The 14434-nt window shown below is 44.3% G+C and carries 9 protein-coding genes; 1 reads left to right on the forward strand and 8 read right to left on the reverse strand.

The annotated features are described in order from the left end of the window. Nucleotides 1-154 precede the first annotated feature (154 nt). A complete protein-coding gene (gene acnB, locus ABD943_RS11490) occupies nucleotides 155-2767 on the forward strand; it encodes a bifunctional aconitate hydratase 2/2-methylisocitrate dehydratase (protein WP_345293324.1) in 2613 nt (870 codons plus the stop codon). A 47-nt stretch (nucleotides 2768-2814) separates the two neighbouring features. Here the strand turns inward: acnB and ABD943_RS11495 are convergent, their stop codons facing one another. The 8 genes from ABD943_RS11495 to ABD943_RS11530 all read right to left on the reverse strand — a co-directional run bounded on the left by ABD943_RS11495 (nucleotide 2815) and on the right by ABD943_RS11530 (nucleotide 14420). After that, on the reverse strand, nucleotides 2815-5361 hold the full coding sequence (locus ABD943_RS11495) for an EAL domain-containing protein (RefSeq protein ID WP_345293325.1): 2547 nt from the start codon (nucleotides 5359-5361) through the stop codon (nucleotides 2815-2817). 189 nt (nucleotides 5362-5550) lie between these two features. Continuing rightward, entirely contained in the window at nucleotides 5551-6018 is a 468-nt protein-coding gene (locus ABD943_RS11500; RefSeq protein ID WP_345293326.1) for a hypothetical protein, read from the reverse strand. 164 nt (nucleotides 6019-6182) lie between these two features. Continuing rightward, on the reverse strand, nucleotides 6183-8351 hold the full coding sequence (locus ABD943_RS11505) for a S46 family peptidase (RefSeq protein WP_345293327.1): 2169 nt from the start codon (nucleotides 8349-8351) through the stop codon (nucleotides 6183-6185). Between the two features lie 794 nt (nucleotides 8352-9145). Then, the gene (locus tag ABD943_RS11510) at nucleotides 9146-9802 is read right to left on the reverse strand and encodes a CoA transferase subunit B (protein ID WP_345293328.1); all 657 of its coding nucleotides are present in this window, start codon (nucleotides 9800-9802) and stop codon (nucleotides 9146-9148) included. Nucleotides 9803-9813: 11 nt separating this feature from the next. Next, the gene (locus tag ABD943_RS11515; protein WP_345293329.1) at nucleotides 9814-10515 is read right to left on the reverse strand and encodes a CoA transferase subunit A; all 702 of its coding nucleotides are present in this window, start codon (nucleotides 10513-10515) and stop codon (nucleotides 9814-9816) included. 58 nt (nucleotides 10516-10573) lie between these two features. Continuing rightward, nucleotides 10574-11515: a hydroxymethylglutaryl-CoA lyase gene (locus ABD943_RS11520; protein WP_345293330.1), complete on the reverse strand. Its 942-nt coding sequence runs from the start codon at nucleotides 11513-11515 to the stop codon at nucleotides 10574-10576. Between the two features lie 27 nt (nucleotides 11516-11542). Further along, nucleotides 11543-13567, reverse strand: a complete 2025-nt coding sequence (locus ABD943_RS11525) for an acetyl-CoA carboxylase biotin carboxylase subunit (protein WP_345293331.1) — start codon at nucleotides 13565-13567, stop codon at nucleotides 11543-11545. Between the two features lie 10 nt (nucleotides 13568-13577). After that, nucleotides 13578-14420 (reverse strand): enoyl-CoA hydratase/isomerase family protein, encoded by an 843-nt coding sequence (locus tag ABD943_RS11530; protein ID WP_345293332.1) that lies wholly within the window; start codon nucleotides 14418-14420, stop codon nucleotides 13578-13580. Nucleotides 14421-14434 lie beyond the last annotated feature (14 nt).

Genomic DNA, 14434 nt, shown 5'->3' on the forward strand with positions numbered 1-14434 from the left:
CTGTGTTATAATCAGCCGCCGATTTTTGGAGGAAGTGATTCCAAAGTGCTTAAAAATTGCACAAAAGTAGCTAAAATGCCTGGATTGATAGCTAAAGGCGGCTAAATACACTTCTTCTGTAACAGATTGAATTTGCCAATATGAGGAAACTAGCGTGTTAGAAGCATACAGAAAACATGTAGCAGAACGTGCTGAGCAAGGTATTCCACCTTTGCCTTTGAGCGCCGAGCAAGTAAATGAACTTGTTGAGTTATTGAAAAACCCACCAGCTGGTGAGGAAGAGTTTTTAGTTGAGCTATTAACTGACCGAGTACCTCCTGGTGTTGATGAGGCTGCTTATGTAAAAGCTGGCTTCTTGGCGGCGATCGCAAAAGGTGAAGCTGAGTCTCCGTTAGTTAATAAAGAGCACGCAGTAAAACTTCTTGGCACAATGCTTGGTGGTTACAACATCGCCACGCTAGTTGAATTGCTTGATAATAACGAATTGAGCCTGCTTGCTGGTGAAAAGCTTAAAGATACTTTGTTAATGTTTGATGCTTTCCACGATGTGGCTGAAAAAGCAGATGCTGGAAATGAAGTAGCTAAAGACGTGATTAAGTCATGGGCTGAAGGTGAGTGGTTCACTAAAAAGCCAAAAATCGACGAAAAGATCACGCTAACCGTTTTTAAAGTGCCTGGTGAGACGAATACTGATGATTTGTCACCAGCGCAAGACGCATGGTCACGTCCTGATATTCCACTGCACTCGCTGGCAATGTTGAAGAACTCGCGTGAAGGTATCGACGCAGATAAAGAGGGTGAGATTGGCCCTATTAGCGTGATTGAAAAGCTTGAAGAGAAGGGCAACCCAATCGTTTACGTTGGTGACGTTGTGGGTACGGGTTCTTCACGTAAATCAGCTACTAACTCAGTATTATGGTTGATGGGTAACGATATCCCGCATGTACCGAATAAGCGTGCTGGCGGTTTCTGCTTTGGTAATAATATTGCTCCAATTTTCTACAACACTATGAAAGACGCTGGAGCGATGCCGGTTGAGCTTGATGTGTCGAAAATGGAGATGGGCGACGTTATCGATTTTTACCCGTATGAAGGTAAAGTCACTAAAAACGGCGACGTTATCGCTGAGTTTGAATACGGCAGCAAAGTTATCTTTGATGAAGTCCAAGCGGGTGGTCGTATTCCTCTTATCATTGGTCGTGGTTTGACGGAACGTGCTCGTGAATACTTGGGCTTAGAAGCAACTGACTTATTCCGTAACGCGGAAGAAGTCGCTGATTCTGGTAAAGGCTTTACTTTAGCGCAGAAAATGGTTGGTCGTGCTTGTGGTCTTGAAGGCGTACGCGCTGGTCAATATTGTGTACCGAAAATGACGACGGTTGGCTCACAAGATACAACCGGCCCAATGACTCGTGATGAGTTAAAAGATTTGGCCTGCTTAGGTTTCTCTGCTGACTTAGTCATGCAATCTTTCTGTCACACAGCAGCTTACCCAAAACCTGTTGATGTGGGTACTCAGCATACGCTTCCTGATTTCATCATGAACCGTGGCGGTGTTTCGCTTCGTCCAGGCGACGGTATTATTCACAGCTGGCTAAACCGTATGTTGCTTCCTGATACAGTAGGTACTGGTGGTGACTCGCATACTCGTTTCCCTCTAGGCATCTCTTTCCCAGCGGGTTCAGGCTTGGTTGCTTTCGCAGCAGCGACAGGTGTTATGCCGCTTGATATGCCTGAATCGGTATTGGTTCGTTTTAAAGGTAAGCGTCAGCCAGGCATCACGTTACGTGATTTAGTGCATGCGATTCCTTATCAAGCCATTCAAGATGGTCATCTAACCGTTGAAAAAGCGGGTAAGAAGAACATCTTCTCTGGTCGTATTCTTGAAATCGAAGGTCTTGAAGACTTAACTGCTGAGCAAGCATTTGAACTTTCTGATGCATCGGCTGAGCGTTCTGCTGCCGGCTGTACGATTAAGCTGAGCGATGAGTCTGTGGCTGAATACCTTGAGTCGAACATTGTTCTATTAAAGTGGATGATTTCTAACGGTTACGGCGACCAGCGTACGCTGTCACGTCGTATCGAGAAGATGCAAGAGTGGTTGGATAATCCAAGTTTGTTGTCTGCGGATGCCGATGCTGAGTACACTGAAGTTATCGAGATCGATATGGATAACTTAAAAGAGCCAGTATTATGTGCACCGAACGATCCAGATGATGCTCGTTTATTAAGTGAAGTCGCTGGCGATAAGATCGATGAAGTGTTCATTGGTTCTTGTATGACTAATATTGGTCACTTCCGCGCGGCTGCGAAATTACTAGAAGATATTGAGGCTGGTACGCTGCAAACACGTTTATGGATTGCGCCACCAACGAAGATGGATGAGCATCAGTTGATGGAAGAAGGGCACTACAATACGTTTGGTCGTTCAGGTGCTCGCCTTGAAATGCCGGGTTGTTCATTATGTATGGGTAACCAAGCACGTGTTGCTCCAAAGTCTACTGTAGTTTCTACGTCAACGCGTAACTTCCCGAACCGCTTAGGTCAGGGTGCTAACGTTTATTTGGCGTCTGCTGAGCTGGCTTCTGTTGCAGCTGTGATGGGCAAGCTACCGACAGTAGAAGAATATATGGAATACGCCAATAAGATCGACTCTATGGCTGATGATATCTACGTTTATATGAACTTCCACCAAATGGAAGAGTATAAGCAGCAAGCTAATAAAGTGACGATACCGGTTAGCAACCAAGTTACCGTTGGTTCTTAATTTACATCGGTTCAAAAAAGCCCGCATATTGCGGGCTTTTTTATAGATTATGAATTCTTAGGCTTCTTGGCATAATTTTCTAAATGAATGACCGTTCTATCTTCTTTTACAGAGTCATGCAGCCTTGTAAAGTATTTTTCTTCGAGTTGCTCTAGTGATATTGGCGGGTCAAAATAGAACCCTTGGAATAAGTGGCAGCGTTCTTTCAGTAAGTATTGGAGCTGCTCTTTAGTTTCTACACCCTCAGCAATAACTTCTAACCCCATGTCGATACTCATGCTGATGACCGTTCGGATGATGGTTTCGCTATCAGGATCGCCAGGGATGTCTTTTACGAATGAACGATCAATTTTAAGCTTATCTAAAGGAAGTTTTTTGAGATAATTGAGCGATGAATAACCGGTTCCAAAATCATCAATAGATAGCCTTACTCCGAGTTTTTTTAGCTCGTTTAGAACGTCGATCGAGATTCTTGCTTCATGCAGTAGCACGGTTTCTGTGACCTCGAACTCCAGTAAGTTAGGCGGGATCTTTGTCTGCTCCAAAAGATTCTTGATGTAACTGACTAAGTCAGAATTTCGAATTTGGATCGCTGAAAGATTGACCGTGATAAACGGAGAGTAGCCATACTTTTCGAGCCAGTATTTGATTTGATGGCATACCTGCTTTAATACCCACTCACCGATTGGAATGATTAAGTGGTTTTCTTCAGCGATAGGGATGAATTCAGATGGCGAAATAATGCCTTCTGTAGGGTGGCTCCAACGAAGTAAAGCTTCTGCTCCGATGAAGTTGTTGTCATCGCTGGTTAGCTGGGGTTGATAACGCAGAATGAATCGAGCTTCTGCCAGGGCTTTTCGCAGTTCTTTTTCAAGTATATGCTTGCGAACAACCGCTTTTTCCATAGCTTTTTTAAATACGGCGTAACGGTTCCTACCCATTGACTTGGCATAGTACATGGCGGTATCTGCACGCTGAATGATGGCTTCCTCTGAATCTGCATCTCTAGGGTAAATAACAACCCCAATACTAGCCGTTGAAAATAGTTTATTACCTTTAACGGTGTATTCTTGAGCTAGAGTGAAATTAATTTTCTCGGCGATTTTGCAAGCGGATTTTTCTGCTCGATCGGAATCACCGGAGAGGTGGTTCAACTGGACAATAAACTCGTCGCCACCTAGTCTTGAAACAGTGTCGCCATCCCTCACAATATCCTTCAGTCTTCCTGCGACATCTTTAAGCAGGTGGTCTCCCGCCATGTGGCCGAGTGAATCATTGATGTTCTTAAAGTAGTCAAGGTCAATAAATAGTACAGCACCACAGTGCCCATAACGTTTAGTTAATGCCAGCGATTGATGAATACGATCGTTGAGTAGCATTCTATTAGGCAGCTCGGTCAGTGAATCGTGTTGTGCCATATGCTGAATTTGACGCTCGTATTCTTTTGCTTCGGTGATATCAACGCCGACGGTTACCACCGACGGCATTCTGCTGTACCGAGAGATGAACGGCACTTTAGAAATTTTTAGTGTGGCTTTTTGTCCGTTGTAATTATAAGTTTCGATTTCTTTTTGGATAGCGTGTGCGTCTTTTCTAAGTAGTAAAGATTCGTCTTCAAATAGATTGGCTGAGTTTGGTAGGCGACGGATTAAGTCACTTTGCTCATAGCCTTCGATGTTGGACATTTCTATGCCGAAGAAGTCGGCAGCGTAACGATTGGCAAGAATCAGTTTTCCTTTGGCGTTACTGGCAAAAACCATGTGTGGAACTAAGTTAATAATTTGGCGAATTTTATCGCTCTGATCTTCAAGAGCTTGCGTTTGTCTTTTGACTTGTTTTTTTAAAAGAATTGCAATTAAAGCTGAGGCTAACAACAAGCCCGTCAATATCAGCAGTGAATATAACAACCAGCTTGGGAAAGCTGTTTCTTGCTCAATAACGCCTTTAAGGTATTTGTCACGCAGCTGATAATAGGTTGAGTTGGCATCAAAACGCCATAACTTAGTGTAGTGATCAATGGTTTGTAACAAGTCGGCATTGGTGTTTTTTGCGGTGGCGAATAGAACTTTTCTTGGCTCAAAGACAATGGGGGTTATTTTCACAAAGTCATTATCATGACTATAACTTACGAGGCTACTAGTAACTGCTGCTGTTACCAGCTTGTCTTCAATCTTTTTAAACGCATCTCTATAGGTGTCAACTTCTGTAAAGTTACACTTAATATCAAATAGATTGCACAGGTTGCGGAGTTTTATCCCGTATATTTCGTTTTTGATAATCGCTATATTGTGACCTGATAGGCTGATGATATTTTGGGGGATAGGTTCGTCTTTATGGATGAAAACTTGGCCCCAGCCAGTGAGGATGCCTTCTTCGTTATAATCTAAATATTCGGCACGTTCTTCCGAATAAGCGATGAAGGGGATAAGGTCAATTTCATGATTCAGTGTTTTAGGAATAACCGCAGGCCAGTCTAACCGAACCCACTCAATATCCCAGCTTTCTTCAAGGGCGATTTGCTCAAGTAATTCAACCATGAAGCCCGCGTTGTTGTCATTTTCGTCAATAACCATGACGGGAGGGGCGTTAAACATAGCGACTCTTATGGAGCGTTTAGTCTCCATTAAAGAGTTACTAGACAATGCGTCAAGCATTATTAGCTTTGCCAGAACGATCAAAGCCAATATCACTAGGGACTTAAGGTATATTTTATACAAGTTTTAGCCCTCACTTGTATTTACCTTATTATTTTTTTCTCTACTTGGCAATATTATTCGATTGTACTAGAAGGCGTGAGCTAGTGACTTCAGCCAACGCTGAGCTACTGTCGACTCTTTAAAAATTCCAATCGGATAATGGTGTAGGCTGGTTGACCCAGCGTTACGTGTTTGTGAAAAGAAAAGCTGCTCAAGGTAATGCTTCTCTAGTACAGCCATATTGCCTGAGCTTAAAACATAGGCCACTGCTTTGTATCGATTTTGATGCTGCTTAGAGTTCATATAATTTCGGGTTTCTGGCAACAAATCAGATACGCCGTCCAGGTGGACCACGATACTCGGTAAACGATAAGAATAATCGTTGTGCTGGTCATCAAGTATTTTGTCTTGCTGCATGAGTAACTCAGGCGTTAACTCCACATTATAGGGATACACCATCTCAATCAGCGCCTCACCGATCTTGATGATCGAGACACTGTGAGCTTTCCCTTTGGAAGGGGTAGCAAGATTAAATACGGGTTGTTGCTTATCCAAGTGATAACCTCTTTGGTATAACTTCATTCACACGAGGCTATTATAGGAAACAACTGGTCGGACGTTTGTTATATTGTTTAAAATGTATACAAAAAGAGCAGCCCTAGAGCTGCTCTTAAACTTTTTTACATTGTCGAAATGAGAGAATCTGTTAAATCAATAAATTACCTAACTATCTTCATTTCCTTGATTAAATTGCTCGCACCATCAACATGCTCCATCACCCATAGCATGTATGCACTACTGACGTGAATAGAGCGATTTAGGTTAGGATTGTAGTCCCAGTCACCAATAATCGACTCATAAACACCGTCAAACAGTAAACCCACAAACTCAGCATTCGCATTCATCGTTGGTGAGCCAGAGTTACCGCCGGTGGTATCAACAGTGGTTAAGTAGTTAACTTGAACGCTGTTCAACGCATCATCCTTATATTCACCGTATTGTTTGCTCTTGGTTAGCTCTAGCTGCTTAGCAGGAGAGTTAAACGGCTCTTCACCAGTATGCTTTGCGGCTAAACCTTCAAGTGTAGTAAAAGGCGTTGCGAACATACCGTCTTTAGGAGAGTAGCCTTTAACATTACCGTAAGTCACGCGAAGCGTACTGTTAGCATCCGCATAAACGGCTTTATCTTGTGATTTATAGTAATCAATGATTGCAGCCATGTACTGTGGGCGGAGCTTCTTGAATTTGCCTGACTGCTCTTTATCTTCAAGTTCTTTCTTATGATTTTCATCGTAAGTAGCTACTGCGAGTTGAATAAAAGGATCGTCTGACTTTTTGAAAGCTTCTACTGACTTTCCAACCCAGTTTAGGCGAACGTCTTGGTCGGTCAATTCAGTCTCTTCAAACATCTTATCAACTTTGGCGTTAAAGGCTTCTGCATCAAACGTTTTAGAAATGCCCATGTATTGGTCGTAGCTCTTTATGCGGTCTTCAGCAGGTAGCTTGGCGTACTCAGCGACGAAATGTTTGTACAGAGCTTTTTCTACTTCAGCATCCCAGCGACGATTCATACGTTTCAAGCCTTCCTTGATGCGCGTAATATCACGCTCCTGATAACCTGGCTCACGCTCTGCATCCGGCTTTTGAGTTTCAATCGCCAAGCGATACAGTTGTGCTGCTGTTCCAGATAACGTATCGCGACTCATGCCCCATTTTTTCAGTTCAACCGCTTGGTCTTTCAGATCGGCTTTGACTAAAGCATCAAGCTCAGCAACTGCGTCACCATGCTTCTCCTTCATGCCTGGGTTATCAAGCAACCACGCTTCAAGATCGGCTTCAAGCTGCTGTCTACGCTCTAAAAGATCGCCTTTAGCGTAGCTCTTGATCATGCTACCCCAGTTCTTCTCTGCGTTATTCAAACCCGCAAGCGTGCTTGCATACTTAACACGGGCATCGCTGCCTTCAGGGGCGTTCTCTTCAATGATATCGATGTACTTATGTAAAATACCGCGGAAAGTAGGGTAACGCCACTCGAACTGGTTTTCGACTTCTGCGCTGGTGCGATAGCGGTTGGTACGGCCTGGATAGCCGGTAACCATTACAAAGTCACCTTTCGCAACGCCGTCGGCATTTACTTTTAAGAAGTGCTCAGGCTCGTAAGGCACATTGTCTTTTGAAAAATCAGCAGGCTTGCCGTCTTTTCCTACATAAGCGCGGTAAAATGCAAAGTCACCGGTATGGCGCGGCCACATCCAGTTATCAACGTCACCGCCATATTTACCAATGTGTGATGAAGGTGCGTAGACTAAACGAACGTCACGAATCTCCATTTGCTTGATAAGATAATACTCAAGCCCACCGTGGAAAGAGTAGACGTTACAACGATAACCTTCTTCAGCCTCACAGTCAGACACTAATGACTTTTCTTTTTTCTCTACAAACTTATAGCGATCCATACCCGACATGTCTTCATTAAGACCATCGTTAATGGTATCAGTTACATTAGTAACCTCGGTAGTTACATAAACACGAGAGCCTGGTGCTGCTGCTAACTCCTGTGAAAAGTCCTTAGCTAAAAACCCCTTTTCCAATAAGTTATTTTCAGCAGTGGAGTTAAATTGAATACTACCGTAAGCACAGTGGTGATTTGTTGCTACCAAGCCCTTAGGTGAAAGGAAAGACGCAGTACAGCCACCAAGGCTGATCACCGCACCCATTGGGAATTCAGTGAGCTTGGTAAGACTGCTAGGATCTATTTTTAAGCCAGCTTCTTTGAGCTGATCTTCGATTTGTGGAAGCTGGTTGGGCTGCCACATACCTTCATCCGCCATCAATGGCGAAGCCGCTGCTACAGCAGATAATGCTGCAACCGATAATAACTTCTTCATGGAGTGTCCCCTGAAATAATGTTCTGTTCTTTAGTAGATTTAGACCAGCGTTCAATATAAAGGGATCAATAACAATTTCCAGTAGGGTTGGGTAGTAAAATGTAAACAAGTGTTGCAGTAGGAAACCGTAGTGTTGTTCCTTTTCTTGCTTGTCCAAGAAAAGGAACCAAAAGAAAGACACCCCTAGATTAAGGTTATCCTGCGGATAACTCTCTTCGTAGTAAATCAATCACTTAACGCACCGTGAAATACATCCCATCCATGGTCTGAATTTCACTATTCAAAACGTCCTGTTTTGAATTGCTATGATTGCTTTTCTACTCAGCTTAATCTAATGGGGTATTGGGTGTTGTATGATAGTTCATTGACTACTTTTGATACTAGAAAGACCCTGTTCAGTTATCCTATATACTGAATTACTAGTTTCCATCAACCCTAAGTAAGAAATAAAGTTAGATTGGCATTTTCCACATTTAGTAGAATATATAGATGGCATTCCACCATCATGGGACTTCCCAACAATGCCAATACCAAAATGTTGTTCGATTCTTTTTACTTCTTCGGGTGTATAGGTATTAAACCAGCTATATGCAGACTTTAAAATTTTTGAAAATGGGATAGTATTTTGGTGAAAGCACAGAGGGCAGTTAAAAATATAGTCAGTTAACTCATAACTGTGATGAAACGGCTTTCTAGAGTAACTAGGCTTTATGAAGTTTTTTAATATTTCCATTGATGTTTGAAGTAGTGAAGGGTGGTGTGACTTTCAACAAAGTCACACCAAGTGTAGTCAGTTAAACGTTCATTTCAGGAACGTGGTCTGGAATAACTAAGTCCGCTTCTGTTTTTTCCTGAATTTCTTCTACTGATACGCCTGGAGCTCGCTCGATTAAGTGGAAGGCTCCGTCTTTGATTTCCATCAGTGCTAGTTCGGTAATGACACGTTTAATGCACTGCGCGCCGGTAAGCGGTAGGGTACATTTTTTGAGGATTTTAGACTGACCATGTTTGTTGGCGTGTGTCATGGTAACAATGATGTTTTCTGCGCCTGCAACTAAGTCCATTGCACCACCCATGCCTTTAACCAACTTGCCTGGAATCATCCACGAAGCGATATTACCTTCTTGGTCCACTTCGAATGCGCCAAGTACAGTTAGGTCAACATGACCACCGCGGATCATGGCAAAGCTTTCTGCTGATGAGAAGAATGCTGCGCCTGTGGCGGCTGTTACGGTTTGCTTACCAGCGTTGATCAAGTCTGGATCAATCGTTTCTTCAGTTGGGAACTCACCCATACCGAGTAAACCATTCTCAGATTGCATCATAACTTCGACGCCTTTTGGTACATAGTTAGCGACGAGGGTAGGGATGCCGATTCCTAAATTGACATAGAAACCGTCTTCTAATTCTTGCGCCACTCGCATGGCGATTTGTTCACGTGATAGTGCCATGATTGCGCTCCTTATGATTTGATTGTGCGTTGCTCGATGCGTTTCTCAAAACTATTACCTTTGATGACGCGCTGAACGTAGATACCAGGAGTGTGGATATAGTTTGGATCCAGCTCACCCGGCTCAACAATTTCTTCAACTTCTGCTACTGTAATTTTACCCGCAGTCGCCATCATAGGGTTAAAGTTCATGGCCGTTTTGTTGAAGATCAGATTGCCCATAGTATCGGCTTTCCACGCTTTAACCAGTGCGAAATCAGCCGTTAGCGACGGCTCTAGCACATAGTCACGACCATCAATATTACGAGTTTCTTTGCCTTCAGCCACTTTCGTACCGAAGCCTGTCGCTGTGAAGAACGCCGGGATACCTGCGCCACCAGCTCGAATTTTCTCTGCCAAAGTACCCTGCGGCGTTAGGATCACTTCCATCTCGCCAGAAAGCAGTAGCTTTTCGAATAACTCGTTCTCACCAACGTAAGAGCCGATCATGGTGCTGATTTGGCGCTTTTCTAACCATTTACCTAAGCCAAAACCATCAACACCGGCATTATTAGAAATAGCCGTTAAGCCTTTGCTGCCCATCTTATAAACTTGTTCAATCAAGCCTTCCGGGATCCCGCAAAGGCCAAAACCGCCAATCATGACAGTCATATTATCTTTGAAACCTTCGAGGGCTTCTTCGTAACTATTTACGACTTTATTAAAACCTGACATTTTAATTCCTCGTCATATTTTAAGAGTATTAGTTTGCTCGTTATTCGAGCTGCTAGAGCTACTGTCTTTTTGAAAGAAGTGCATTCGCCACACGCGATACAGGCTTTCTTCCTAGCTCATCAGAAATATAGACACCGGCATCAACCAGCTTGTCTAAATCAATTCCTGTCTTGATGCCTAAACCGTTGAGCATATAGACCACATCCTCTGTTGCAACATTGCCCGTCGCACCTGGAGCATAAGGACAGCCACCAAGGCCAGCTACAGAGCTATCAATGGTTGAAACACCAAGTTCTAAGCAAGCATATAGATTTGCTAGCGCTTGTCCATAGGTATCGTGGAAATGACAGGCTAATTTATCCACTGGAACTACCTTAGACACAGCTTCTATCATGGCTTTGGCTTTCGCCGGAGTGCCGACGCCAATGGTGTCGCCCAGCGATATTTCATAGCAACCTAGGTCATAAAGATCTTTTGCCACTTTGGCAACTTGCTCAGGGGCAATCTCACCATCAAAAGGGCAGCCCAGTACGCAAGAAACATAGCCGCGAACTTTTATACCGTTTTCTTTTGCCGCTTCCATCACTGGCTTAAAGCGTTCAATAGACTCAGCAATCGAGCAATTGATATTTTTCTGTGAAAAGCCTTCAGAAGCCGCTGCGAAAACAGCCACTTCTTCAGCGTTACCGGCCAGAGCACCTTCAAAGCCTTTGATGTTCGGCGTCAACACAGGGAAGGTGACCTCTGGGTGAGCTTCTTTCAAAGGTTTTAGAGCTTGCATCATCTCGTGATGATCCGCCATTTGAGGTACCCACTTCGGTGATACAAAAGCGGTCGCTTCGATGTCTTTCTCACCCGCGTCAATCAGGCGTTTGATTAACTCAACTTTAACTTCTGTACTGACAGGTTGCTTCTCATTCTGCAAACCATCGCGAGGCCCCATCTCAACGATGCGGACCTTGCTGGGTAAATGTTCAATATGATCATCGACTAGAACCATGGTCTCTCCTCGATTGATTCTATACTATTAGTCATCGCTAGCGTCGAGGCGTAATAGCTCAGCACCATCGTCAACCAAGTCGCCTGCAGCATAAAGCACTTCTGCAACAGTGCCTGCGGTTGGAGCGTTAATGGTGTGCTCCATTTTCATAGCTTCTAAGATGATTAGAGGCTGACCAGCTTCAACGCTGTCACCTTCAGCAACCTTAACTTCGATAACGGTACCTGGCATTGGTGCTGTTAAGCTGCCGCCAGCCTCTTCTGAGTCACCATCTAAACCGCGTTCGATTTTTTCAAGAACTTGATAGTTGCCGTTAACGAAAATATGCAAACTTTTACCGTCATCAACGACTTTGGCGTTAAAACGCTTGCCCGAGGCATCTAAGCGAAGGTTATTATCATTCAACTCTGCCGCATGAATTTTGATTTCCTTTGACGGAAGCTCCAGTAAATACTGATGATCATGTGTCTCATCACGATAGTGCGTCGTGACAGACACTTCGTTTGGAATACTATCGACATAATCAATGTATTCAAACGCATGGTGATTGTCAGTATTTAATCTCCAGCCGCTGACTGAGTTCCATGGTGAGTAAGGGTCAGCACTTTTTGCCGCTGCTTCTTCAGCTGCTTGCTGGCGCTGCACCAACTGATAAACGGTCGCCGCGACTAACGCGTCCTCATCTGCTGGCGCATCTTCTAAAATCAACTCGTCGCGATAGCGCTCAATAAAGTTGGTGTCCAGATCGCAGTCTTCAAACGCTTGGTTGTTGGCTAGAGCAGAAAGGAACTCAACGTTTGTGGTTAAGCCAACCACTTGATATTGAGCTAAAGCTCCCCGCAAGCGGGCTAGGGCAGCGTTACGATCATGATCCCATACGATAAGCTTGGCTATCATTGGATCATAGTGAACAGAGACTGTGTCACCTTGTAGAACACCAGTATCAATTCGAACATGCTCACTTTCTTCTGGAGTGCTTAGGTGCAGTAAAGTGCCGGTTGCTGGCAAGAAATCCTGACGCGGATCTTCAGCATAAATACGAACCTCGAAAGCATGGCCATTAATTGTCAGCTCTTCCTGTGTTGCTGGAAGCTCCTGACCTGCTGCGACTTTCAGTTGCCACTCAACCAAGTCTTGGCCAGTAATTTTTTCAGTCACTGGGTGCTCAACTTGTAGACGCGTATTCATTTCCATAAAGTAGAAAGAACCGTCTTCGTCATACAAGAACTCAACCGTACCCGCACCGACATAACCAATCGCTTGTGCCGCACGAATAGCTACTTCGCCCATTTTTTGGCGATTGTCTTCGCTCATGCCGGGAGCCGGAGCTTCTTCGATGACTTTTTGGTGACGACGCTGTACTGAACAATCACGCTCGAACAGGTGAACCGCGTTACCATGCTTGTCAGCAAATACCTGAATTTCAACGTGGCGAGGTTTGGTGATGTATTTTTCAACCAACACTTTATCGTCACCAAAAGAGGCTGCTGATTCGCGTTTACAAGAAGCTAAGCTTGATTCAAATTCTTCTGATTTCCAAACGATACGCATCCCTTTACCACCGCCACCAGCTGTGGCTTTGATGATTACTGGGTAGCCGATGTCGTCAGCTTGAGACTTTAAGAAATCAGGTTCTTGGTTTTCGCCGTGATAACCTTTTACTAAAGGTACGCCAGCGTCATCCATAATTTCTTTTGCTGCAGATTTTGAACCCATAGCAACGATAGCGCCCTCAGGCGGACCGATGAATTCAATATCAGTGTCTGCTAACGCTTTAGCGAATCCTGCATTCTCAGACAAGAAGCCATAACCAGGGTGAACCGCTTGTGCGCCGGTTTCTTGAGCTGCTTTAATGATAAGCTCTGGCTTGAGGTAAGAGTCTTTTGCGGGTGCCGGGCCGAGATAAATCGCTTCGTCGGCCATCGCCACATGACGTGCATTTTTGTCGGCTTCTGAATAAATAGCAACCGTACGAATGCCGAGTTTTTTTGCCGTCTGAATCACACGACAAGCGATTTCACCACGGTTTGCAATTAGTATTTTTGTAAACATAGATGCTTCCTTAACTGTCGCTGTGTTCTGGGTTTGAGTCTAAAGAGCCTACTGACCAATCCGCAGGGCGCTTTTCTAAGAAAGCGTTTAAACCTTCCTTACCTTGTTCGCTAGCGCGAATGTCGGCAATGCGTTTTGCGGTTTCGTCTAATAGAGCGGTATCGACAGGCTTTTCTGCGACAGCTTTGATTAAATCTTTGGCAGCTCGAACAGCTTGTGGGCCGTTAGCGAGCAGGGTGCTAATCATGTTGTTGGCTGTCTCTGCTAAATTATCTTCAGCGACCACTTCATGAACTAATCCATACTCTTTGGCCTGTGGAGCCTTAAAACGCTCAGCCGTTAAAAAATAACGTTGAGCTTGGCGTTCGCCAATGGCCTTTACGACATAGGGGCTGATCACTGCTGGGATTAGGCCAAGTTTAACTTCTGATAAACAGAAACTCGCACGTTCAGAGGCAATCACGATATCGCAACAAGCGACCAAGCCAACGCCACCACCAAACGCTGCACCTTGAACCACGGCAATGGTCGGTTTGCTTAAGCTATAGATGGTGTGCATTAACTCAGCCAACCCTTGAGAGTCTTTGTAGTTTTCATCCCAAGTATAATCAGCCATGCGGCGCATCCAATTTAAGTCTGCGCCTGCTGAAAAGCTTTTACCTTCGGCTTCTAACACCACAACCTCAACGCTTGGGTTTGCGTCCATACGACGAAAAGCTTGCGTCAACTCAGCAATCAATAAGTCATCAAAGGCGTTATGGATATCACCACGAGTCATGGTGATACGGCCCACGCCACGACCTTCTGAACCGAGTTCTTTGGTATCAATACTAATGTTTAGTGCTTTACTCATATTAAGAAACCACC

This window comes from Kangiella marina, from assembly GCF_039541235.1.
Lineage (GTDB): Bacteria > Pseudomonadota > Gammaproteobacteria > Enterobacterales > Kangiellaceae > Kangiella > Kangiella marina.

What these genes read in the sequence shown, in the direction of transcription:
- ABD943_RS11495 (WP_345293325.1), bottom strand. Translation starts at nt 5,361, where the DNA reads ATGTTTAACGCCCCTCCCGTCATGGTTATTGACGAAAATGACAACAAC.
- ABD943_RS11505 (WP_345293327.1), bottom strand. Translation starts at nt 8,351, where the DNA reads ATGAAGAAGTTATTATCGGTTGCAGCATTATCTGCTGTAGCAGCGGCT.
- ABD943_RS11510 (WP_345293328.1), bottom strand. Translation starts at nt 9,802, where the DNA reads ATGGCACTATCACGTGAACAAATCGCCATGCGAGTGGCGCAAGAATTA.
- ABD943_RS11515 (WP_345293329.1), bottom strand. Translation starts at nt 10,515, where the DNA reads ATGTCAGGTTTTAATAAAGTCGTAAATAGTTACGAAGAAGCCCTCGAA.
- ABD943_RS11520 (WP_345293330.1), bottom strand. Translation starts at nt 11,515, where the DNA reads ATGGTTCTAGTCGATGATCATATTGAACATTTACCCAGCAAGGTCCGC.
- ABD943_RS11525 (WP_345293331.1), bottom strand. Translation starts at nt 13,567, where the DNA reads ATGTTTACAAAAATACTAATTGCAAACCGTGGTGAAATCGCTTGTCGT.
- ABD943_RS11530 (WP_345293332.1), bottom strand. Translation starts at nt 14,420, where the DNA reads ATGAGTAAAGCACTAAACATTAGTATTGATACCAAAGAACTCGGTTCA.